The 23,975-nt window shown below is 50.7% G+C and carries 21 protein-coding genes and 1 pseudogene; 19 read left to right on the top strand and 3 right to left on the bottom strand.

The genetic code is table 11. The features are described 5' to 3' along the window. Positions 1-131: 131 nt before the first annotated feature. Positions 132-965 (bottom strand): 3-keto-disaccharide hydrolase, encoded by an 834-nt coding sequence (locus AC0YOA_RS00360; protein ID WP_475784908.1) that lies wholly within the window; start codon positions 963-965, stop codon positions 132-134. Positions 966-1,820: 855 nt separating this feature from the next. Here AC0YOA_RS00360 and AC0YOA_RS00355 point away from each other — a divergent pair. The 8 genes from AC0YOA_RS00355 (at position 1,821) to AC0YOA_RS00320 (ending at position 9,407) form a co-directional block, all read left to right on the top strand. Then, positions 1,821-3,506 carry an extracellular solute-binding protein gene (locus AC0YOA_RS00355; RefSeq protein ID WP_475785772.1) on the top strand — a complete coding sequence of 562 codons (1,686 nt, stop codon included), beginning with the start codon at positions 1,821-1,823 and terminating at the stop codon, positions 3,504-3,506. Positions 3,507-3,649: 143 nt separating this feature from the next. Continuing rightward, complete coding sequence (locus AC0YOA_RS00350; protein WP_210040246.1) at positions 3,650-4,567, top strand: ABC transporter permease; 918 nt, start codon at positions 3,650-3,652, stop codon at positions 4,565-4,567. Positions 4,568-4,581: 14 nt separating this feature from the next. Then, positions 4,582-5,481 carry a carbohydrate ABC transporter permease gene (locus tag AC0YOA_RS00345; protein ID WP_210040245.1) on the top strand — a complete coding sequence of 300 codons (900 nt, stop codon included), beginning with the start codon at positions 4,582-4,584 and terminating at the stop codon, positions 5,479-5,481. 19 nt (positions 5,482-5,500) lie between these two features. Continuing rightward, positions 5,501-6,409, top strand: coding sequence for an NAD-dependent epimerase/dehydratase family protein (locus AC0YOA_RS00340; protein WP_475784907.1), 909 nt, complete (start codon positions 5,501-5,503; stop codon positions 6,407-6,409). 93 nt (positions 6,410-6,502) lie between these two features. After that, positions 6,503-6,955 (top strand): VOC family protein, encoded by a 453-nt coding sequence (locus AC0YOA_RS00335; protein ID WP_475784906.1) that lies wholly within the window; start codon positions 6,503-6,505, stop codon positions 6,953-6,955. Positions 6,956-6,984: 29 nt separating this feature from the next. Beyond that, a complete protein-coding gene (locus AC0YOA_RS00330; protein WP_475784905.1) occupies positions 6,985-7,866 on the top strand; it encodes a TolB family protein in 882 nt (293 codons plus the stop codon). Positions 7,867-7,930: 64 nt separating this feature from the next. Next, positions 7,931-8,905 carry an NAD-dependent epimerase/dehydratase family protein gene (locus AC0YOA_RS00325; protein WP_475784904.1) on the top strand — a complete coding sequence of 325 codons (975 nt, stop codon included), beginning with the start codon at positions 7,931-7,933 and terminating at the stop codon, positions 8,903-8,905. A gap of 58 nt (positions 8,906-8,963) precedes the next feature. Beyond that, positions 8,964-9,407, top strand: a complete 444-nt coding sequence (locus AC0YOA_RS00320; RefSeq protein WP_210040240.1) for a VOC family protein — start codon at positions 8,964-8,966, stop codon at positions 9,405-9,407. A 124-nt stretch (positions 9,408-9,531) separates the two neighbouring features. Here AC0YOA_RS00320 and AC0YOA_RS00315 read toward each other — a convergent pair. Beyond that, positions 9,532-9,681 (bottom strand): annotated as a pseudogene (locus tag AC0YOA_RS00315) (ABC transporter permease); the annotation flags it as partial. 182 nt (positions 9,682-9,863) lie between these two features. On the opposite strand from AC0YOA_RS00315, the gene AC0YOA_RS00310 reads away from it, so the two are divergent. Next, on the top strand, positions 9,864-10,364 hold the full coding sequence (locus AC0YOA_RS00310; RefSeq protein ID WP_475784903.1) for a MerR family transcriptional regulator: 501 nt from the start codon (positions 9,864-9,866) through the stop codon (positions 10,362-10,364). A gap of 146 nt (positions 10,365-10,510) precedes the next feature. Here the strand turns inward: AC0YOA_RS00310 and AC0YOA_RS00305 are convergent, their stop codons facing one another. Then, entirely contained in the window at positions 10,511-11,275 is a 765-nt protein-coding gene (locus AC0YOA_RS00305) for an IclR family transcriptional regulator (RefSeq protein WP_475784902.1), read from the bottom strand. 288 nt (positions 11,276-11,563) lie between these two features. Here AC0YOA_RS00305 and AC0YOA_RS00300 point away from each other — a divergent pair, with 288 nt between their 5' ends. From AC0YOA_RS00300 to AC0YOA_RS00255, 10 genes are all read left to right on the top strand, one after another. Beyond that, positions 11,564-13,375 (top strand): sensor histidine kinase, encoded by a 1,812-nt coding sequence (locus tag AC0YOA_RS00300; RefSeq protein WP_475784901.1) that lies wholly within the window; start codon positions 11,564-11,566, stop codon positions 13,373-13,375. After that, complete coding sequence (locus AC0YOA_RS00295) at positions 13,372-14,931, top strand: response regulator transcription factor (RefSeq protein WP_475784900.1); 1,560 nt, start codon at positions 13,372-13,374, stop codon at positions 14,929-14,931. Before AC0YOA_RS00300 ends, AC0YOA_RS00295 begins: the two co-directional genes overlap by 4 nt. Before the next feature lie 232 nt (positions 14,932-15,163). Further along, positions 15,164-16,504, top strand: a complete 1,341-nt coding sequence (locus AC0YOA_RS00290; protein ID WP_475784899.1) for an ABC transporter substrate-binding protein — start codon at positions 15,164-15,166, stop codon at positions 16,502-16,504. 70 nt (positions 16,505-16,574) lie between these two features. Next, positions 16,575-17,441, top strand: a complete 867-nt coding sequence (locus tag AC0YOA_RS00285; protein WP_210040234.1) for a carbohydrate ABC transporter permease — start codon at positions 16,575-16,577, stop codon at positions 17,439-17,441. A gap of 12 nt (positions 17,442-17,453) precedes the next feature. Next, positions 17,454-18,284 (top strand): carbohydrate ABC transporter permease, encoded by an 831-nt coding sequence (locus tag AC0YOA_RS00280; RefSeq protein WP_475766942.1) that lies wholly within the window; start codon positions 17,454-17,456, stop codon positions 18,282-18,284. A gap of 36 nt (positions 18,285-18,320) precedes the next feature. Continuing rightward, positions 18,321-19,100 (top strand): SDR family NAD(P)-dependent oxidoreductase, encoded by a 780-nt coding sequence (locus tag AC0YOA_RS00275; protein WP_475784898.1) that lies wholly within the window; start codon positions 18,321-18,323, stop codon positions 19,098-19,100. A 43-nt stretch (positions 19,101-19,143) separates the two neighbouring features. Continuing rightward, positions 19,144-20,490, top strand: coding sequence for a family 4 glycosyl hydrolase (locus AC0YOA_RS00270; RefSeq protein WP_475784897.1), 1,347 nt, complete (start codon positions 19,144-19,146; stop codon positions 20,488-20,490). Positions 20,491-20,511: 21 nt separating this feature from the next. After that, the gene (locus AC0YOA_RS00265; protein WP_475784896.1) at positions 20,512-21,168 is read left to right on the top strand and encodes an RraA family protein; all 657 of its coding nucleotides are present in this window, start codon (positions 20,512-20,514) and stop codon (positions 21,166-21,168) included. 18 nt (positions 21,169-21,186) lie between these two features. Beyond that, positions 21,187-22,173, top strand: a complete 987-nt coding sequence (locus AC0YOA_RS00260; protein WP_475784895.1) for an aldose epimerase family protein — start codon at positions 21,187-21,189, stop codon at positions 22,171-22,173. Next, entirely contained in the window at positions 22,170-23,888 is a 1,719-nt protein-coding gene (locus AC0YOA_RS00255) for a dihydroxy-acid dehydratase (RefSeq protein WP_475784894.1), read from the top strand. The genes AC0YOA_RS00260 and AC0YOA_RS00255 overlap by 4 nt, the downstream gene beginning before the upstream one ends. Positions 23,889-23,975 lie beyond the last annotated feature (87 nt).

Here is a 23,975-nt window from a genome sequence, read left to right as displayed (position 1 = left end):
CCAACTGATCCACCTTAACTGCCTGCCCTGTACAGATCGACTTGTTAGCCGCGGTGCCCGTCAGAATGGAGCGCGCACCGCTGATATGATCGGCCGCTCTCACCAAGAAACATATCGCGCTCTGCGGTCGTCTAAAACTCGCAAATCCGTATATTGCGCCACCTGCAAGCCGCATTCGGCGCCCAGCGCGCTTCGCCCATGCCAGGATCGTTATCATGGATTTCGAAGGCGATGTGTCCTTTCGGACTGAGCAGATCCCGGACCGCCGCGGCGTTATACAAGGGGTGCTTCAAGGTTGCCGTATCGATTTCAGAAATCTTCGTATCGTTGATATGGACGGTGATCCGCGGAGACGCCCCTTCGACGCGAATCTTGAATTCATTCCAATTATTCCACTTCCATATAGACAGAAACTGCTCACCGGTTGCCGCATATTCAAGAAGTGCCGTTTTGTCGGGTGTCATGGGCTCGATGGTGGTCGCGGGGTCTTCCAGTCTCAGCCCCACGGGATTACCTTGCTCATCGTATTTCGCATCGAGGGTGAAATTGATGCCATGGAAGCCGCCGATGCCATTGCCGTAAATACCACCTATATTTCCCGAACGGCGGTGATCCAGAAGGATTTGGAACCCTTGAGAACCGAGTGCAGATGCACGCACCAGGATGCCGGTATCCGCCGGCCAGTCGGGATGTGCCTCAAAGACCAACTCGAAATCGCCGTATACCCCATCGCTGAGGAGATAACCGCCGTAACCGCATCCGGGCGGATCCTGCCGTCCTGTGATTGCACCATCCTCAACAGTCCATTTTCCCGATGTTTGCGCGGCGCGTTGGTATTCCTCGGTCGTCGTATCCGGTCCAGGTTCGCCGGGGGCGCGGGGAATAGGCAATCGAGGGACGAAATGCCAACCAGCGAGTGTTTTATCGTCAAAGATTGGAATGAACGCTGCGTTGTTTTTATACATGATGCCTCCTAATGTATGTATTATTTACCATCAATCTTAGCTCGGTCAATGATCATCATCCCGATACATAGTGCCGTTTCATTGAATCGAATTGTAATTCCTTCTCCTCCCTTAACACGTACAAGGGGATATCATTTCCAAGGCAGATACCAGCCTTATAATTGTCGGAATATTCTATTTTGTGCAATTATATCATAAACACGTGTTAATGCTATAAAAAAATATTTAGAACCGATAAATAGTGTTTGTTTCCTTTTTTTATAAATTAAGGATTGACAGCGCTTTAATAGGCTATGTATTATGAGTACATAAACACGTGTTCACGAAAGAGGCTGACATCTTTGACATCATTGAAAAACGCAAAGATCAAAAACGAGGAGATAGCCAGGATAAACCAAGAATACGGCTGCAGTAAAAAGGGCAAGGGGACATTCGGCGCCTCGCTGATTTCAACGATATGCTAAAGCATCGAACGGGTTTTAAAGAGATCACGATTGGTCGGGCAGTCTGGTTTTCAGAAAGTTGTAAAGAAAAATCTTAGATTTTTTATTCCGAAATAAACACGTGTTAAAAAATATTTCTTTTTAGGGGGTTTTCAGGTTTCTTATCTCCAATAATTAACACTCATTTACGAAGATGCAGCTTATGAGAGGGGTGATGTCGTAGTAGTTGGCGTCTACTGTTTGCGAAGATACCTGAGTGTAATCAACGACTGCATTTAATGGGGATTCAAGCTGATCTGGCCTCGCAAGACAGATCACACAAAGCCGTCAAAAGGCAATAAGTTAACATTATCTAGATTACATTAACGTAATTTCTATGTGCAAATTAAAGGAGGAATTTTACGTGAAAAAGATGAAACCCAGAAGAGTTCTACCGCTCGTTCTGGTGGCCGCGCTCATGGTGCTTACCTTTTCAGCTTGTGAAAGCGCATCCACGGGATCCGATCCAAGTACCAATGAAAATGCAGCCAGTACCAGCAATACCCCCGAAATTGACACTAACGGGAAATATCAGAAACCAGTGACAATGACATGGGCCGTTCAAACGGCGGCAGCTTCAAAGCTCCTTGATAACGAAACCTGGGAAGATAACCGGTGGAGCCGCTTAATCAAAGACAAGCTCAATATCGATCTCCAGGTTGCCTTCTCTGCCGACAGCAGCACCGACGCCTACAAAAACAAGCTGAATGCCGTCATTGCTTCCGGCGACCTGCCGGACATATTCAAAACGCAGGATGCTAATGTTTTTCTGCAGTTGGCACAGAATGGACAGCTGGCCGATCTCACCGATGTCTATAACAAATACGCTTCTGATTCTCTCAAGGAATATCAGAAAAGATTTCCTGATTCGTTTAAGGGCGCTACGGTAAACGGCAAGCTGTACGCCATACCGCGCATGAACGACAACTTCCACGAGGCGCCGTTCCTATGGATTCGTGAGGACTGGCTGAAGAACACCAATTCTCAGCCTCCGAAGACCATCGAAGAAATGGTCGCTCTTGCAGAGAAGTTCGCTACCGGCGATCCGGACGGTAACGGCATAAATGGCGACACGTATGGACTTGCCCTCAACAAGGATCTGATCAGACAAAACCACGGCAGTATTCTTGGTTTGGTCTCTGCGTTTGGCGTTCCCGGACGCGACGAAAGTATGTTCTACCGCGACGAGAATGCCAAGATGACTTTTGCCTGGATCCAGCCGAACATGAAAGCAGCGCTTTCCCTGTTGGCAGATATGTATAAGAAAGGCCTGATCAACAAGGAATTTACCAGCAAAGATGAATCCGCGCTGGTTGAAGATATTACCAGCGGCAAAATCGGTATGGCTTACGGCAGCAACTGGGGTACCTGGTATCCTTACAATAATGTTTACAAAAAGGATGGCGTTATCGTACATCCGTATTCCATTCCCACAGAGTCCGGTTACGATTATAAGATTGGTATCGAGAGCAACGCTGTCGGCCAGATGACGATGGTCAGCGCGGACTTCAAGCATCCCGAAGCAGCCATCAATATACTCAATCTGTACGATCAGACTGTCAATTACTCAACGAAGGAGGACTACCTCAAATACTGGGCGGATGAGCAGTACAGGCTATCCCCAGTCTTTATCGATCAACCGGGCGAGGTTTACGCAGCTGATTTGCTGAAAGCCTTCGACAAAGGCTCCTCTGACGGCCTGGCCCCCGCCGCAAAGCCCTTATATGATTATATCGCTGGCTTTGAAAATGGATCTCTCGCAAAAGACGACAATGCCTTCGGTACCTGGGGCCAGATGTCGAGGTCAGGCTCTCTGCCGATTGTATTGAACAAGTATATTCCCGATAAGGCGATCGTCCAGAGCATCCTGGGAATTCAAAGGCCCGATGAGTGGTTGACGAATGTTGCTTCACTGGATACGCTCACGATCACAGCCTTTACCAATATCATAACTGGCGCTAAGCCAGTCGATTATTTCGATACCTTTGTACAGCAGTGGCTGAAAGCGGGCGGTCAGCAGACTCTCGACGAGCTTGACAAAATGTATCCGGCAACATAAGTCATTCTCATTTAAGGACTGCGGCGGGATAATTCCCGCCTCAGTTAATTAAAAAAGGTTTGCCGCTATCCAGCGCTGTGTCTATCCGAACCGCAGGAAGCAGCTGGCCTTGGCCCAAATCATTTACAGGTGGTGGACAAAAGATGTTTGTAAATCTGAAACGTAAAGACAAGCTGTTAAGAGAGCTTCCCTTGTATTTGATGCTGCTCCCCGCGATCGTTTTGGTGGCGGTCTTCAGCTATGGCTCCATGGCCGGCGTTGTGATCGCGTTCCAGAAATTTATTCCGGCAAAAGGTATGTTCGGACACCAACAGTGGGTAGGTTTTCAAAATTTCAATACCTTGTTTTCAATGCCGAATATATGGCCGGTCATACGAAACACGGTCATTATTGCATTGTGTAAAATGATTGCAGGCATCATTGTTCCGGTCGTGTTTGCGCTGCTGCTCAACGAAGTCAGGAATATTTTTACCAAGCGCGTTTTCCAGACGCTGGTCTATTTGCCGCATTTCCTGTCATGGGTCATATTATCCGGTATCCTTATTAATCTTTTGTCGCCGAGCGCGGGTTTTGTAAATATACTTCTATCCAAGCTTGGAATTGAACCGATCTATTTCCTTGGCAATCCGAACATGTTTCCCGGCACGATGGTAGTGACCGATATGTGGAAGGCTTTTGGATTCGGATCGGTCATTTACCTGGCTGCCCTTACAGGCATAAACCCTGCGCTTTATGAAGCCGCAGTTATCGACGGCGCAAACCGTTGGCGGCAGACATTGCACATTACCCTGCCCGGCATTTCATCTATTATCGTGCTGATGACCGTGCTTGGTCTTGCCAATATCCTCAACGGCGGTTTCGATCAGATCTATAATATGTACAGCCCTGTGGTCTATTCCACCGGCGATATTTTGGATACATTCGTGTTCAGACTGGGCATTGAGCAGGCTCAATACTCGCTCTCCACGGCTGCAGGTCTGTTTAAGTCAGGTGTATCTATGATTTTTATCATTATGTCTTATTACTTGGCTGACAAATTCACAGGATATAGAGTCTTCTAGTGGAGGGTAGGACTATGAGAATAAAAGCTTCCATACCACGTAAAATATTCCTGGTTTGCAATACCGTTTTCCTGCTAATTGTTGCATTTGTATGCATAGCGCCGTTTATCAACCTGCTGGCGGTATCTTTCTCCGACAAAGTTGCAGTCGATGCGGGAGAGGTTACTTTTTTTCCGGTTGGCTTTACTACAATCTCGTATCAATTTATTATGAACACCTCGAAGTTTTTCATGTCTCTTCTGGTCTCACTCCAGCGGACGGCGATTGGCGTGCCGATCAATCTGCTGTTGATCATCCTGACAGCTTATCCGCTCTCGAAATCAACAGCGGATTTCAGGGCCCGGAGTATGTTCTCATGGTTCTTTGTTGTGACCATACTCTTCAACGCCGGTTTGATTCCTACGTATATGGTGGTGAGGAATACCGGATTGATCGATTCCATATGGTCGCTTGTTTTGCCTGGCGCGCTTCCCGTTTTCAGCATGCTGGTCGTGATGAACTACATGCGCAGCCTGCCGAAGGAATTGTTGGAAGCGGCGTACATCGACGGTGCGGGTCATGTGCAGACGCTGATCAGAGTTGTTTTGCCGGTCTCGATTCCCACGATCGCGACAGTTACGCTGTTTTCGGTTGTAGATCATTGGAACAGTTGGTTCGACGGCATGATCTACATGAACCATATTGAAAACTATCCGTTGCAGACATACTTGCAAACGGTTGTCGTGAATCCGCAGGAATTTATGCGCAACAACACCGATCTCAGCGGCAATTTATCCAAATATCTGTCTATGGTTAGCGCCCGCACCACAGGCGCAGCGCAAATGTTCTTAGCGATGATACCAATTCTATGTATCTATCCGTACCTGCAAAAGTATTTCACAACCGGGCTTGTGATGGGCAGCGTAAAGGAATGATGCAGGAAGGAGCGAAAAATTGAAAGTATTTGTTACTGGCGGTACCGGGTTTATCGGTTCGTATGTCGTCAAGGAACTGCTTTTGCATGGTCATGAGGTCACACTCCTTGCCAGAAATGCGAACAAGGTCCCAGGTTTTGTGGGTCATGAGCATATCCGATTCGTTACAGGACAAATGGACGATGCGAATGCCATCGCTAAGGGGCTTGCGGAACAAGATGCATGCGTCCATATCGCGCTTTCGTGGCCGGAGCAGGGCGGGTCAGCGGAGGAAATGTTAGTAAACGAAACGATGCCCTCTGTTCGCCTGTTCCAGAGAGCTGCGGAAGCGGGAGTAAACAAAATCATTTATACCTCTTCCATCGCAAGCTTTGGCACGGCGCCCAACAATGATAGGGGCTTTATAAAGCCAAAGACTTATTACGGCGCCACCAAGGCCGCAACAGAGGCTTATCTCCTGGCTATTGCCTCTCAGTATCAGCTTCAGGCAAATATCGTGCGACCGGGTTATACCTTTGGCAATCCCTGCGTGGAGGGCGGGCCTCTCTATCCCGATCGAAAAATTGCAAATATGGTCAAAAGCGCCCTTGCGAACGAGCCCATGTCCTTTATCAAGAATGACGGTACGCAATTCATCTGGGCGGGCGACCTTGCAAAAGTATACTCAGCTTTGCTCCATTCCGATGAATTGGACCGCGGCTGCTTTACCGCTGTGAGCACTGAATTCCGTACATGGGCTCAGATCGCGCAAATGGCGGTAAACCTCCTTGGTTCCAAGAGTCAAATCCTTTTTGAGGACAAGGGCCGTCCCGAGCCTGAGGGCATTCCCATAGATATCTCGCAAATCAAGAATACCTTTGGGTTTGCTTTCAAGGCTGATGAGTATTTGAAGAAGCATATCCGATACTTGAGCACATTGGAGTTGTAAAAGAATTTTTAGTCCCAGCACATTACCTGGATCGGCATGTGGAACGTCATGAAAGCGTTATAACTTAATTAACGAAATGGGGAAGGTATTTTCATGGAGAACAACATCAGCTTTGACGGCTTTATTCAGATCGCAATCGTAGTTAAAGATATCCAAAAGGCTGCTGAGACCTGGGCAAGATTTTTTAATATTCCCGTGCCTGAGATCCGCAATAATCCTCCTGCCAGCAACCCTGATTTGACGTATCGCGGAAAACCCGCTTTTTACGGACTCAAGCTCGCGAATATACGGGTTGGCAATTTCGTCATTGAACTGCATGAACCGGACGAGCACGACAGTACATTCCGAGAGTTCCTGGATAAGCATGGAAACGGCGTGCATCATCTGGGCTTCCAGGTTGGCGACAAGCGTGACGCAATTATCGGTGAACTGGAAGAGATGGGATATGAGATGAGAACGATCGGTTATTATCCCGGCAGCAGCTGGACCATTGTCGACAGCGAGGACGATTTAGGCGTTAATTTGAACATCAAGCCCCGGGCGTAACCTATTTCTTAATCTAGGGAGATTAAACGATGAATACAGTGAAAGAACCCCACAAGACAGAAGGAAAAAATGTGATCAGTATCCTGGAAACGGTGGATGTTTATAGCGGCGAACGCAGCGTCCTGGCCGAATTCGATTTTCTGATTGAGGCACCCAATTGGACCCGCGACGGCAAGCATCTCGTATATAACAGCTTTGGCCGTCTTTACACTTTTGACCTCGCTAAAGGGGAGAGTACAGCGATCGAATCCGGTTATGCGATTCGGTGCAATAACGACCATGTGCTTTCGCCCGATAACTCGCATGTCGCGGTTAGCCATCATACCTGCGAGGATGGCCGGTCCCGTATTTATATTTTCCCCTTGCAGGGAGGCAACCCGGTACTCATCACGCCAATGGCCCCCAGCTATCTGCACGGTTGGTCACCGGACGGAAACACATTGGCATACTGCGCAGAGCGAAACGGCGAGTACGACATCTACACCATCCCTGTAAACGGTGGCATAGAAACGCAGTTAACGGATTCATCCGGATTGAATGACGGCCCCGAATATTCACCGGACGGCAAGCACATATGGTTCAACTCGGTACGAACAGGGCTTATGCAGGTGTGGCGCATGAATGTCGATTCCAGCGAGCAAACGCAGATCACGTTCGATGAGAGCAATAACTGGTTCCCGCATGTATCCCCTGACGGAGAATTGGTGGTTTATATTAGTTATCACAAGGGCGATGTTGCTCCTGGCGCCCATCCCGCAAACAAAAATGTAGAAATTCGCTTAATAGGAAGCGCAGGCGGAGAGTTCCGTACGTTGGTCAAGCTGTTTGGCGGACAGGGCACCATTAACGTCAATTCCTGGTCACCCGACAGCAGGAAGCTGGCTTTTGTCAGCTACAAGCTGAAGGAATAGAGAGACCTCCTTGCGCGCCGATGATTATATTCCCGATAACATCAAATATAGCGGAGGAATTTTTATGAAAATTTTTGTCACTGGCGGTACCGGCAATATCGGACAAAACGTTACTAAAGCATTGCTTGCAGCAGGTCATGAAATTGTACTGCTTACCCGTACTCCGGACCGGATTCCTTATTATCAAACCCTTCCGGATATAACCCTTGTACAGGGTAATATCCTTGAGCTGGACGTAATGGAAAAGGCGCTTCAGGGCTGTGACGCTGTTATACATGTCGCGCTCGGTTGGGGCAACGACCCGGTTGAAATGCTTGAACATGATACCAAAGTTACGCTGTTCCTGGCAGACGCCGCCGAAAGAGCTGGCCTGCATAAATTTATTTACACCAGTTCTACTGCTGCAATGGGTGATCTGCGCGACGGCATGGACGAAACTGCCCAGCTGCTTCCGGGCAACCTGTACGGTGCAACCAAAGCTGCTTCCGAAATGTATCTGATGGGCTTTAATAGGTATTACAATGGCCAGGGCGTTAACGGAACCAAAACAAAAATAGCAAGAAATGTTATTCGTCCTGGCTATATTTTCTCGAATCCGGCTTATGAAGGCGGCGCATCCCAGTCTGATGTTCGTTTCTTAAACCTTGCAAAGGCTGTTCTTCAGAATGAAGACCTCACTTTTAACAAATTCGATGGCACTCAGTTCCTTTCCGGTAGACAGATTGCAGAACTTTACGTAAAACTGCTGGAAAGCGACTTCAATAACGAAACCTTTATGGCGCTGGGTAAAAAATTTGTTTCCTGGGCAGAAATTGCACAGCTTGCAATCGATTTGACCGGTTCTTCCAGTAAAATTATTATTTCGAATGCGGATGAAGAACGTAAACGATCCTATTATAATGCAAGCAAGATGGAAATTGTATTCGGATTATCCTTTGAAGGAGATGAAGATCTGAAAGATCACATTCAGTGGAACATTGATCGTGCACGCAAAATTCTTGCAGGGGAACAGGTTCATGACGTTTACCATGTCTGGTAAAGAGAAGTTAGAGCAACTTTACAATTGTTTAGATTAAAAAATAGATAGGAGAAGAAAAATGGAAAACACTATTCTTGGCACGACCCTGGTTTGTCAGATTGCAATGATCGTTCGTGATGTAGAAAAGGCTACCGGTCGATTTGCCGAGCTATTAGGCGTTCCCGCCCCTTCTATTATAATGGCTAATGAAGATGGCAGTGATACGGTTACCTATATGGGGCAGCCCACGAAAGGAAGGGTAAGGCTATCTTTCTTTCACATGGAGAATTTGGTTGTAGAGTTCATTGAACCAACAGAGGACCCTACTACATGGAAGGAATTTCTTGATACAAAAGGCCCTGGAGTCCATCACATCGCATTTAAGGCGAAGAACAGAATGCTTGAAACGGCAGCTAAGCTGGAGGAATTCGGCTTCCCGCTTATTCAAAATGGCGATAAATATGCTTATGTGGAAAGCACAGACGATTTGGGTGTCATTCTCGAACTTCTCGATATTGATTAAATTTTGATTATCGAACTGGCTCAGGATAAGCTAGGTACCACCAATAAAAAAGATTTTGCTTCAAGTTCACAGCTTCCCGACAAGAGGGAAAGCCCCTTTCACCGCTATTGCGGCAGAAGGGGCTGCTTTTTTTACGAAAGCCCATAACGAGCGCTACGAGAATGATGACGAGAACCGATAGGGCGTTGGATACCAGCGAGGTCAGTACATGCCCCCAGAGTAAGGTGGAACGTGAAATCGGCATGGTGTGAAACCGCTCGAATATGCCTCGTTGCTATTCAAAAACATGGTACAGGAATGGCTAAGATGTTAAATGAAAAAATGGATACCGCAAAAAATAAAAATGAGGCTGTCCGACCCTTTTACATAAAATATTATAATCCTTGTGCCTTACGCTGCGTTATGTTTTATAGTAAAGATACCGGTAAATGTCCAGCGCGAATAAAGGAGAGGATAATGAATAAAACTTGGAAGGTCGGAGAGCTTGCGAAGCTAACCGGGTTGACGATCCGGACGCTGCGTTATTACGATCAGATAAACCTGTTTTCCCCATCGGGATTTTCTGAATCCGGGCACAGGCTTTATAACGAAGAGGATATATCCCGCTTGCATCAAATTCTGGCGCTCAAGGAACTGGATTTGTCGTTGGAAGAAATAAAATCGGTGCTGCTCGGACAGCATTATAGTCCCATCGAGGTTGTGTCCCAGCAGATTAGGCGTATTCACGATAATATTCTCATTCAGCAAAAGCTTCTGGGAGAATTGGAATACGTGCTTGGCTTGATGCGTACGAAAGAAACTATCTCTGTTGAAGAATTTACAAAACTGCTGCAGCTCATGAAAAAAAGTCATGAGAAGTTTTTTGCCGAGCGGAAAATGAACCTCGAGCGCAGCTTCGACCGGCTCGGCGAGTTTCTGGGCGAGCAGCCGGATGACCTGCCGGCAAAGAAGAATTAATTAGAGCGAAGGGAATCAGCTGCAAACAGTATAAACGCAAACAGGCTGCCGGTTTAAAACCGGGAGCCTGTTGCATTTTCGGGCCAAACTTTGCCAGCGCTTCAATCAAGGAAATAGCGGAAAGTCATTGATCGAAGGAGCCGGTGCTATTCCTTGAAGCCCAATTCCTGAGAAATATGAATCGCCGCTTCGCGTACTTTTTGGCCCATCGAGTTGAATTTGATGGCGGGCAAATCCTGCGACAACGAGGTTATGCTGATGGAGGCAACAATATTGCCTGATAAATCGTAAACGGGGGATCCGATACAACGGATGCCTTCTTCCATCTGCTCATCTTCAATGGAAAATCCGTGCTGACGGATAAATTGAACGTCCTCAAGGAGCTGCTGAGCGGATTTTTCCGCGTCCCGCATATCCGGAAACTCCTCTAAAGCTTTGGCAACCTGTTCCCGGCTCATTCCGGCGGCCAGAGCTTTGCCCACTCCCGACAAATGCAGGGGCAGCGACTGCCCGATGAAGGTGGCAAAGCGGACGAAGCCGCTGCCTTCCACCTTGTCGATATAAACAGGCTGCTGTCCGGCGAGAACGGCTAGATGAGCCGTGTAAGGCGTTTGGCTGACAAGACTCTCCAAATGGGGTCTCGCCATCCGGCGGATGTCGAGATCACGGAAATAGCTCATTCCCAGTAAAAATGTCGCATGCCCGAGTCCGTATCTTCCGTCGGCATGCCGTTCGACCATCCGGCTCTTGGATAACGAATTAAGCAATACAAAAACGGTTGATTTGGGAATATTCAGTTGAGCGTGAAGCTCCAGCGCCGACAGCCAGCCCTGCTCCGCCAAGGCGTGCAGAATGAGTACCGCTTTGTCCAGGGCGGGGACTGAATAATCCTTTTTCGTACTTTTTTCCATAATTGAGCTCCTTTTCAATTGCCATTCAGATTATTATTCATTATACTGAATAAAAGTCAGTATAGTAAAGTTGTAAATATGAAGCGTTATCCGAATCATCTATTCATAAAAATGCGTATTATTGGTATTTATCAGGGTTTACATCATAAGTGTCAGTTAACTTGACATCGATTTTAGCTCGAGATATAGTCAGCATATAAGATTTATTTTAATATACAGAACATCAATCTCCTCCGAAGCACTAATCGTCCGGTCGGTATTACGTTAACGTAAAAGGAGAGATTCGTCATGCTCAAAAAAAAGCGCAGATTGAATATGGCTGCTCTCACCATACTGCTGCTCTGCATTCTGATTCCTGTGCTTCTGCAGGGATATGTTCTCGGCAAGAACGCCGTGCATCGGACGGAAACGATCTACGATCAGTCTCTGTCCAAGAACATGGAATCGCTTTCTCTTAATTTGGACTTTTATATCAACCACATCAACGATTATATCCGCATTCTTTCGCAGGACGAACAGCTGTACCAGATCATGCAGAAGCAGTATGCCAGCCAGGACAAACAGATCAGGGCGATCCGCGATCGGGTCAATTCATTTACCAAAATGTATCGTCTGAGAGTTCCCCTGGATGTGCAGATTATCAGCAGCTCAGGCCGTGTATACGGAAGCGTGCCCCTGCATGATACGGAAAGCGAAAGCCTCAAGCGGATTGTGAGCAGTTTTCCATGGTATGGCGACAATATTCCTTACGATAATGATGTAATGTATAACGATGTCGCCGATGACTTTCATGATTTGACGAACGACCACTCCCTCTACTTCACCAAAAATATAGTCAGCGGCACCAAGCCTCTGGGTCTGCTTGTCGTGGCGATGAGAGAATCGCTCATTCAAGGCCTGCTGAATCAGCTGCAGCTCAATAATTCCACGCTGGTCTTTATCGGGAACTCGTCAGGCGATGTACTGGTAGCCGGTGAAAACGCCGATACAGGTCAGGACGCCAGGAATGTTTACCGCCAGGCTATTGTCCAGGCGCAGGCCAATGGCGGAGAGTACAGCAGCTTCCATATGGATTTGAACCACCGAACTTATCTTTGCTCTACCCACAACATCCCCTTCCTCTCATGGTATCTGGTTTCGATGACTCCAATGAATATGCTTGTCGGGCAAGCCAAAGCGCTCTGGATGTACACACTTGCGGTAACGGCTTTCTCAATTGTCCTGATTCTACTGATATTGCAGCTGCTGACACGAAAGGTCATGCTGCCCATTCTGAATCTGTCGAAAAGAGTCAGGAAGCTCCGGTTCAACGATCCCGAGAAGCTGGCCGAGGAGCAGAAGAATTTTCGCTACCGGGGCATCGATGAAATCGAAATCCTCTTCTCCGGCTTCCAGCATATGCTGGGCCGCATCGGCGAGCAGATCGAAAAAATTAAAACCGACGAGCAGGAGAAAATGAATCTCAAATTAACGCTGCTCCAATCTCAAATCAATCCTCATTTCATGCATAATGCGGTTAATTCCATACGTTGGATGGCTGTAATGAAAGGAGAGAAGTCGATCGCCCAGGCGCTCGTCAATCTCTCCGGCATGCTGCACTATTGTCTGGACAAAGCATTGTCGGTGAGAAGCACCCTTGGCGAAGAATTAGATTACGTACGAAACTACATCGCCTTTCAGGAGAACAGGATGCTTCAGCCCATTGAAACCGATATTTGTGCAGAACCCGAAGTCCTGTATACGATAATTCCCAAGCTGACCCTGCAGCCTATCGTGGAGAATGCCATCCTTCACGGTTTCGCGGGCAGCGGAAGCTTCCGGATATCGCTGACATGTGTCAGACATGGCGAGTATGTCACCGTAACAGTCACGGATAACGGCGTTGGAATGGACGCTTTGTCGGTCAAGAAGCTGATCAGGGGTGATCCCGTCAAGGGGCAGAGCTCGGGATCGGGTATCGGCCTCATGAACATACAGCAGCGGCTTCGGCTTGAATACAACGAACGCTTCGATATCCGGATTGACAGCCTGCCAGGTCAAGGCACGTCGGTAGAGCTGACTATACCGTACGTAATCTGTGAAAGAGGTGAATCCGCATGAAAGTCATGATTGTGGAAGATGATCTTCTGGTCCGGTTGGGCATCAAGTCGATGATTGCCTGGGCCGAGCTCGGGATGGAGGTTGTTTGCGAGGCAAGGGATGGTGCGGAGGCGCTGGAGCTTTTTTCCGTACATTTGCCGGATATTGCCTTGGTAGACATCGGTCTGCCCAGGATGGACGGCCTGGAATTTATCGAGCGGGTCAAACACTTGAGGCCGGACGGCGAGTTTATTATTTTGACCTGCAACCAGGATTTTGAGCTGGTCAGAAGGGCGCTGCGCCTTGGCGTCCGCGATTTTTTTGTCAAGTCGACGATGGAGATCGAGGAGCTGCAGAAGATGCTGCTGGGGTTGTCGGAGTTGCTCCGGAACAAGCAGCCCCTCGTCCGGGAAGACGAGACGGAGCTGCTGCAGCTGAGACAGATCAGAAAGCTGGCGATACTGAGGGAATGGCTTGAGGGCGTTTACAGCAGCGGGACCGGCTTCAGGGAAAAGCTGGAGGAATGCGGATTGATGCTGACGGCAGGCAGATGTCAAGCGTGGGTTATCCGTCTGAATACGGCAGCCCGTCAAGGCAGCCCGCTGCTGCCGGCTGATCTGGTCCAGATCGGCCGTGCTGTTGAAACGATCGCGGGAGAGCTTTACCGCGGCCATGTGGTTGGCCTCGTCGAATATGTCCATGAACGAAGATGGCATCTGCTGCTTCATGCCTCCGGGCAATCGGAGCTGCCCGATGCCGGAATGCTGATCGATTCCGTTCAGCGTTATCTGGGATTATCCGTGACCATTGCCGTGAGTGAACCCTTCGAAAGCTGGCAGGACTGGGGCAAGCGCGACGCAGATGCACGTGAGATGCTCAGTCTGTCCTTTTACAATGAGGAACAAAATCTCTTCCGGGAGAGGCTTCCGGAACCGGCGCTCCCCTTGTCACTGCTTGCCTGGAAGAGGGACATCGTCCGGCAGTTGAGCTGTTTTCAGTGGGTGGATGCTGAACGGACGCTGGATATGCTGCCTGAATTGCAGCCGTATCCCAGACCGGCGCTGCTGCTTAATCTGCTTGCTGATGTGATGTTTCAGCTGAACCGCATCCGCGAGAGGATGGGAATTCGAACGGATCAGGAAGAAGGGGAGGGTGCCGGTGCTGTCCTGTCAGACTGCTGTACGTTATCGGCATGCGTCGAAGCCATCCGCAGCAGCATCAGAAATGCCGGAAAGTGGGGTGGGAGGGGCAATCATCGTAAATATGTGATCGAAGCTGTGGAGATGTACCTGGACGAGCACAGCTTCGAGGAAATTAGCCTGAACGGCGTCGCCGCTCTATTTAATATGAGTCCCGCCCAGCTGAGCCGTCTGTATAAGGAAGAAAAGGGATTGAATTTCAGTGAAGCGGTGCTGGCCGCCAAGGTGGAGCAGGCCGAAAGAATGATGCAAAGCGGCATGTCCTTGACCGATATCGCCGATAAGCTCGGTTATCTGAATCCCAGTTCATTTACCCGGATGTTCAAGAAAGCAAGAGGCGTGGCTCCGTCTTATTACACGGGATCGCAATCGCTGTAAAAAATGTCAAGCTTCGCGCAAAAATGGTCAAGTACCATGAAGAACCTGTGAAATGTGATAAGCCCTGACACCGATGCTGTCATTTTCATCCGGATGGCAGCCCTTTACAATGAAGATAACTTCAAGGGGCTGCTGATCTGTGGCCGGTGGCAGGTGGAAGGATGCCTTACGCCTGCTCCGGTGACAGCGCCATCAGCATCTTGAATATTCGCTCAAAGAGGGGGAGCATTTCATGAGGTTTAAAACCATTCTGACAGCAGCCGTTTCCTCAGTCATTGTATTGGCGCTGACTGCCTGTTCAGGGTCTTCCGGTACGAAGGAAGGCTCCGGCGCAAATGGCGATTCGTCCAAGCAGAAGGTGAACATCGTCTTCTGGAATACGGGATATCCGACCGTGGACGAGAATAACAAGTCCAAGAAGAAAGAGGACTTCTACATCTATCAGGCCATCAAGCGCTATGAGACCGCGCACCCGGAGGTGTCCATCGAAGTGCAGGATGTGCCCTCCGGAGATGAGTTGTTCACCAAGTTTCAGACTGCCGGCATTGCCAAGAACGGTCCCGATATAACCGTCATCTGGTCGGGAACCTACATGCTGAGGTTCAAGCAGTTTCTTGAACCGCTCAGCAGCTATTTTACCCCGGAGGAGAAAGACCGGATTGTCGGCTGGGACGCGGGAACCGAAGGCTTCAAGGAGGGCGGCGAGATATACGGCGTGCCATTCTCAACAGACGGGACCTTCGGGCTCCTGTACAACAAGAAAATATTAGCCGATGCAGGCGTCGACCTCGAGGCACAGCCATTGAAGAATTTTAATGACTTCGAGGAGATGCTTCTCAAGATCAAGAGCAAAGGAGTGACTCCGCTCGGCCTGAAGGATCCGGATACGTTCTATCATATCCCTAATTACTGGATTGCCCAGACGGTGGGCTCAGCCGGTCTTGAGGATCTGGTCAGCGGCAAGAAAAATTTCTCTGACCCGCAGCTCGTTCCAATCATCAAAGCGTGGAACGACATGTATGCGAAGGACCTGGTTATTTCCGACCAGTCTGATCAGTCCTTGCAGCTGTTCTACCAGGGGCAGGTTGCCATGGTAGCCGGAGGCAACGGTGCTATCGCCAACGCCCGCAAAGCGCTGGGGGAGGATCTGGGTATGATGAAGGTTCCCGATTTCAACGATCAGGTCCTCATTCATGACGGCGGGGTTGGCGGAGTCGGCGCTACATTCGTTGTAACCAATTATTCGAAGAAAAAGCAGGAGGCCGTCGACTTTATCAAGTTTCTGATGAGCAAGGATGAGCAGGTCAACAAAATCGAGAGCGGTGAAGCGGGCTTGTCCGTAGTCAAGGATGTCGATGTTTCGCAGATGGCGTCCGAGCCGCTGATTCTCGAGCAGCAGGAGTGGGCCAATGAGCCGAGCACCATTTTCTGGCCTGACAATGTATATCCCGCTGAGCTGACCAGCGAAATCTCTTCCTTGCAGTCGCTCGCGCTGACAGGCAAAATGACGGCCGAGGAGTTCATGGGCAAGATCGACCAGAAGCGCGATGAGCTGCTGAAAAGCAGCCGGTAAGTAATCGAAGGGAGTGCTTCCTCCGTTTGTCCGGAGGGAGGGAGCATTGCCCAGCGGAAGGAGGAACAATATGGGCTTGAGAAGGGAAAGCCTGCATGGCTATTTGTCTCTGCTGCCTGCTTTTATACTGCTGGCCGTATTTATCGGCTACCCGACTCTCAACACATTCTATCACAGCTTTACCGAATGGGACGGTGTCAGCTCCCGCTTTGTCGGGTGGGATAATTTTCTCCGGATTATTCACAGCGGCGACTTGCTTCTGATGCTCCGGAACAATCTTATCTTCCTGCTGTCCGTCCCGGGCATTCTGATTCTGTCGCTCATCGTTTCGGTTCTGCTGTTCGAAGAGGTTCCAGGGTGGAGGTTCTTTCGCTCCGTATATTACCTGCCGACTATTCTATCGTCTGTCGTTATCGGTTTTCTGATCAAATCGATGTTTGCCAGCAAAGGAATTGTCAATTCACTGCTTGAAGATATCGGGCTCGGTCATCTGGTTGTCGATTGGCTGAATTACGTTCCGACCGAGTTTATGATTTTGATTTTCTGCTTTTATTGGCAGACGCTGGGACAGGGGACGCTGATTTTTCTGTCCGGCATGTCCACCATCTCCGGGGAGATATATGAAGCGGTCATCATGGACGGCGCGAGCTTCCGGCAGAGACTGTTCAAGATCACGATCCCGCTCTTGTACCCCACCTTGTTTTATTTTACATGCATCAACGTCATCTATGTATTCGTAGGAATGTTCGGACTTGTCTATTCCATCACGGGAGGCGGACCAGGCTATGAAACGACTCCTATCGAATTTATGATTTATTTGCAGGCTTTCCAAAGCGGCAATATGGGCTATGCCAGCGCGCTTTCGCTGTTTCTGTTCGTAATCGTCGTGCTGATCACCTGGGTGCAGCTTAAAATCTCTGACAGGGTGAGCAATTGAGGGGGGATTTACATGAACCGTACGTCCAATCGTTTCGTCCGCTTCATCCTGGTTGTTATCCTGACGCTGGTTGCTGTAGTCGCCGTTTATCCCCTCGTCTATATGCTGCTGAGCAGCATGAAAACGTCGATTGAATTTATCCGGAATCCGATCGCTTGGCCAAAAACGTTCTATTTCGATAATTTTCAAGCGCTGTATTACCGTTTTTCATTGTTAAGATTATTCGGCAACACGCTCGTCAGCGTGGGGGGCGCATTGATCCTGTCGCTTGTACTGTCCGTGCCTGCAGCCTTCGCGTTCGCCAAGCTGCGTTTCCGGTTCAAGAATTCGCTCTACATGACCATGATCGGGATGATGACCGTGCCGGGCATTACCTTTATCTTGCCGAATTTCCTGCTCATGTCGCGGCTCGGATGGGTTAATCATTTCGCTTCTGTCATTGTGATCTGGGGAGTTACCTCAATCCCGGGAAATGTATTCCTGCTCAGGGCGCTGCTGCACAGCTTGCCCAATGAAATTCTGGAGGCGGTCAGGATCGATGGCGCCGGCTATTTGCAGGTCCTTCTAAGGGTGGTCGTTCCTTTGAGCCTGCCGGGCCTGGCGACGGTGTCCATTTTCAACGCCACAGCCTGGTGGAATGATTTGCTCACACCGCTTGTATATCTGCAGTCCGATGAGATGAAGACGATGACAGTTGCGGTCGCCACCATTCTGGGGAGATTCAGCTCCGATTATCCGCTGCTGCTGACAGGGCTCCTGATGACAGCGCTGCCTCCGGTGCTGATCTACATCCTGCTGCAGGGCTACATCCGCAAAGGGCTCGTTATCGGTGCGATTAAATGACTGACGTGAATTCGTAAGAGGAGGTTAGCAAGAAAAATGACAAGCCGGCAAGGAAGACTGGAAGGGAAGGCCGCGATCATAACCGGAGCCGCATCCGGAATTGGTAAAGGCACAGCTCTGCTTTTTGCGGAAGAGGGGTGCCGCCTGGCGTTGGTTGACCGTAATGAAGAAAAACTGCTGGAAACTGCGGAAGAGATTAGAGCGCTCGGAGGGGAATGCATTGTCATAGCCGGTGACGTCTCCTCGTCGCTAACGGCCGAACGGGCTGTGAGCGCTGCCGTGAGGGCGTTCGGAGGCCTTGACATTGTATTCAACAATGCCGGCATCATGCCGATCGGAGATATTGTCGATTATCCGGAGGAAACCTGGGACGATGTGATGAGTGTTAATTTGAAGTCGATGTTTCTGATGTGCAAGAAGGCGATTCCGGAGCTGCTCAAACGGGGCAAGGGCTCGATTATTAACACCTCCTCCGTGATGGCCTCGCTGACCGAGCCCGGCCATGGCGCCTATACGGCTTCCAAGGCCGGAATTATCGGACTTACGAAGGAAATTGCCGTCTCTTATGCCGAACGCGGAATCCGCTGCAATGCAATCTGTCCGGGCTGGGTGGAGACGGACATGAATGTGAAGCTGGCGGAAAGCATGGGCGGCATGGATAAGCTGTATCCGGTCATCAAGCAGCAGCAGCCGCTTGGCCGTATGGCGACGACACGCGAGGTGGGATATGCGGTGCTGTTCCTCGCTTCGGATGAGGCATCCGCTGTTACCGGCTCCTGTCTCTACGTCGACGGGGCATCTTCCGCCTCGATTTGACTTTCAAGCCATTATTTCATTATTAATCGGAGGAGATTATTTCATGGCAAAAATAAGTATCATCGGCGCCGGGACAGCTATGTTCTCGTTAAGTCTGATCCGCGATATTTGCCTGACGCCCAATCTTGAAGGAAGTACGATCAGCTTTATGGACATTGACGAGGGACGTCTCGAGAGTGCCTATGCCTTGGCTCTGCGTTATGCCGAGGAGTCGGGAATCAAGCTGAAGCTGGAAAAGACGCTGGACCGCCGGGAATCGATCCGGGGAGCGGACTTCGTTATCAACGCTGCGCTTGTGGGCGGGCATCAGCGGCTGAAGGACGGCTGGGCTGTCGCCCGCAAGCACGGGTACCGCTTCGGCGGCAGCCTGCATGTGATGCATGATGAAGGATTCTGGATCAACCACTGCCAGCTGGAGCTGATGGAGGACATCCTGAACGACATTCTGGAAATCAGTCCGGATGCCTGGTATATGCTGGTGGCCAATCCGGTCATGGCCGGCGTAACCTATCTCCGCCGCAAGTACCCGCAGGCCAGGATTGCCGGCTTCTGTCACGGCTCGAACGGCGTGAGGTATGTGGCACGGACGCTTGGCCTCGATCCGCAGCACATTACCTTTGAAGTGCCGGGCGTTAACCATTTCATCTGGCTGACCCAGTTCCGGTATAAAGGGCAGGATGCGTTCCCGATTCTCGACAAGTGGATCGAGGAGCAGTCGGAGGCGTATTTCAAGACATGCCGAATCAGCGACGGAATGGGACCGAAGGCCATTGATTTATACAAGAAGTTCGGCGTATTTCCGATCGGCGATACGGGCAATCCGGGCGGAGGGGCGTGGCCATTCTGGCATCATGCCGACGATGAGACGGAGAAGCGGTACCGAGAAGATCCGGAAGAGTGGTATCAGGGCTATTTCCGCCACGGTATCGATGACGTCAAGCTAATCAAGGATGTGTCGGATAATCTGGACCGCAGAGTAACGGACGCATTTCCGCCGAAGCATTCAACGGAGCCGATGATCCCGTTCATCGAGGCAATCGCCTGCGATGTGCCGAGAATTATGATCCTTAATATTTTGAACGACGGGAATTTCGTTCCCGGCATTCCCCTGGATTTCCAGGTGGAGGTTCCCTGCTACGTAAGCGCAATCGGAGTCGAGGGCATCAAGACGAAAGGGCTGCCGCAGCCGGTGATCCATTATGCGCTCCGCGATCGCGTCGCCCCGGTGGAGCAGGAGCTCTGCGCCTACCGGAGCGGGAAGATCGATGATCTGCTCGCACTCATAATGATGGATCCGTGGACGCGCTCGGAGACCCAGGCCAGAGAATTGATCGATGATATGCTGTCGCTGCCGTATTTGAACAATATGAGAAAGCATTATGGGCTGTAGAAGCGAATGGAGGCTTACGAAATGAATGATCAGGAAATGTTCCGCCGGATGCGCGAGTCGCTGTATACCGGAGTGATTTGCGACACGCTTGATGACCTGGGCTATCGCAATCAGGCGATGCGGGAAACCATCCGTCCGCTTAACCAGGAATGGGTCGTTGTCGGCCGGGCCAAAACGATTCTGGCGGTGGATGTCTACCATGTCAGCGGCAATCCGTATGAGAAGGAAATCGCCGCGGTGGACAGCATTTTGCCGGATGAGGTCGTCATCGCCTGCACAAACCGGTCAACGCAGAACGGCCTGTGGGGCGAGCTGCTGTCTACGGCCTCCAAGGTAAGGGGAGCGACTGGTGCCATCATCGACGGCTTGATCCGTGATTCGAAAATGATTGTCGAGCTGGATTTTCCCGTTTACTGTACAGGAACCAAGCCCGTTGACTCCAGGGGCCGGGGGCTGGTCATCGATTATGACTGCCCAGTCGATTGCGGAGGAGTCATTGTCCATCCGAACGATGTCGTATTTGCCGACAGGGATGGCGTGGTCGTTATTCCCAAAGACATTGCGCTTGAGGTGGTGACCGGTGCTCTGGATAAGGCAACGCGGGAGAACCATACCCGGGAAGAGCTGCTTGCCGGGAAATATTTAAGGGACGTTTACGAGAAGTACGGCGTTCTGTAGAAAGGAGGCTCCGCCTACGTGAATTCCATTGAACCTATCATGTTCCACGGAGAACCGGCAGTCAAAGCGCAAAACGGGCACATATCCGTTGTTCTGGTGCCGGGATGGGGCAGCAATCTGGTCTCCCTGCAGCTTAAAAGCAGGCAGCTTGAGCTGCTCAGGGTTCCAGGGAACCGCGGGGAGTATGAAGCGGTTCCCGTGCTCTACGGCATTCCGATCCTGTTCCCTCCCAATCGGATCGCAGATGGATGCTTCGAGTTCAACGGAAGAACCTATCAATTTGAAATCAACGAGCCGGCGGAGCACAACCATTCCCACGGGCTTGTGTTCGACAAGCGGTGGGAGCTGGTTAGAGCCGAAGAGAATGAGGGACGGCTCATACTGGAAACGGAAATCCGCTCAGACGGGAACGATGTCATTCTGTCGCAGTTTCCCCATCTGTTCACGATTCGTGTCCGCTACATTGTTGAACGGAATGCATTGACCATGGAGACTACCGTTACGAACCGTGACGCCAGTCCGTTCCCCTGGGGGCTTGGGTATCATACGACCTTCAACTTTCCTGCTGCACCGGATGGAGATATCGCGCAATGCCGGTTCTCACTGAACGCCGTCAAGCAGTGGCTGCTTGACGGGCGTTTTCTGCCTACCGGAGAACTGCAGGACATCCCTTATGCAGACGAGCTGATGCAGGGGAAAACCCTGATCGGTCACGCGCTTGACGACGCATTCATGGCGGCCGGATCCGGAAACAACGAGGCGGTGCTGACCGACGACAGCATCGGTATCCGCATCGTATACCGATGCGACAGCTATTTCAAGCACTGGGTTGTTTACAATGACGACGCCAACCAGGGCTATCTGTGTCCTGAGCCCTATACGTGGATTACCAATGCGCCTAACCTGTCTCTGCCTCCCGAGCTGACGGGCTTTCGCGTTCTGCATCCAGGGGAAAGCGTTACAGCGGCAGCCAAAATTATGGTCGAGGAGCGGATGCCACGATGAATTTGCGCAGCGGGGAATGGTTCAACCATCAATCTGTGGAAACGCGATTCCAGCATTTGTCGGCGATGCGCGCCAATGGGCATGCGCCCGAATCATTCCTGGGCAAACCGATTATCGGGATATTTAATTCATGGAGTGATCTGAACAGCTGCAACGCTCCCCATAAGGAACTGGTGGAATTCGTAAAACGGGGGGTGCTCATGAACGGAGGCTATCCGATCGAGGTTCATACCATTACGACACCTTCCGATTTCATGAAGCCCTCCGATTTGCCCTACCGGAACCTGATGGCGATGGATGTTGAGGAAACGATCCGCTCGCAGCCTTTCGACGGAGTCGTACTGCTGTGCGAATGTGATAAGACGACCCCCGCCCAGCTGATGGGTGCTGCCAGCTGCGATTTGCCGACATTGCAGCTTGCGGCGGGACACCGCGCCTCAGGGGTATTCAGGGGTAAAACAGTCAACTATGGAACCGACCTTTGGAAGTATATGGACGATTATAAAGCCGGACTGCTGAGCGAGGAGGAATTGAGCCAGCTCGAGAAATGTATTTCTTGCACGCAGGGAGGGTGCCCCGTTATGGGGACGGCCTCCACGATGAAGAGCATCTCGGAGATGCTGGGTATGATGCTTCCGGGCACATCGGGTATACCGGCCGTACATGCAAGGCGAAAGACCGCTGCCGAGGAGACGGGCAAGCGGATCGTAGATATGGTGCGCGAGAATCTGACGCCGTCCCGGCTGATGACAGAAGCGGCCTTCGACAACGCCATCCGGCTGATGGCGGCGATCGGAGGCTCCACCAATGCGGTGCTCCACCTGACAGCGATTGCCGGACGGCTTGGCATCACTATCCCTCTTGAGCGCTATGAACAGCTCTCCCGGAACATTCCGCTTATCGTCAATCTGCAGCCAAGCGGCGTTTACGGGATGGACGACTTCTTTCATGCCGGCGGTCTGGCCGCAGTTATTTACAGCTTGCTGCCCTTACTCGATACATCATGCCTGACTGCGCTCGGGACCCCCATCCGCGATGCATACCCGGATCGATCTGAGCTTCCGGATGTTATTTCCGCATTGGATGAGCCGTTCAAAGACAACGCGGGCGTGCAGATATTGAAAGGGAATCTGGCACCGGACGGAGCGGTGCTCAAACGCTCCGCGAGCTCTCTCTGCAAGGCCAGACATAGAGGGAGAGCCATTGTATTTGATGATTATGAACGGATGCTGGATGAAATGGACCACGAGGATCTGGAGGTCGACCGGGACTCCGTGCTGGTTCTGCGCAATTGCGGCCCTTCGGGTGCCGGAATGCCGGAATGGGGAGCGCTGCCCATTCCCCGCAAGCTGCTGCAATCCGGTATCAGGGATATGGTTCGCATCAGCGACGCCCGAATGAGCGGAACGAGTTATGGAACGGTTATCCTCCACGTGTCCCCGGAATCGCAGGTCGGGGGTCCGCTGGCAGCCGTCCGGAATGGCGATTGGATCGAAGTCGATCTGGAGCGGGGAACGCTGCATCTTGACGTTTCTGATGCGGAAATCCGCGAGCGGCTCCTTGAGTGGAGGCCGTCGCGAGTCCACGCACGCGGATATCTGCGCCTGTTCGCCGATCATGTCCTGCAGGCGCACGAAGGCTGTGATCTGGACTTTCTGCGCCCGCTTACAAAAGAAGAGGCTGTTTTCGTTCCCCCGATCGTAGGGAGAGGGTGAGCAGTTGATTTTGATTAAACCATGGAACAGGACCTTCACGGAGGTCCTGTTTTTTTCCTTACGGATAACGGGAAGGAAGAAGCCAAA

This window comes from Paenibacillus sp. JT22N12, assembly GCF_056269365.1.
The sequence above is the reverse complement of the archived record's forward strand: the minus strand, read 5'-3'. Positions and strand labels throughout refer to the sequence as shown.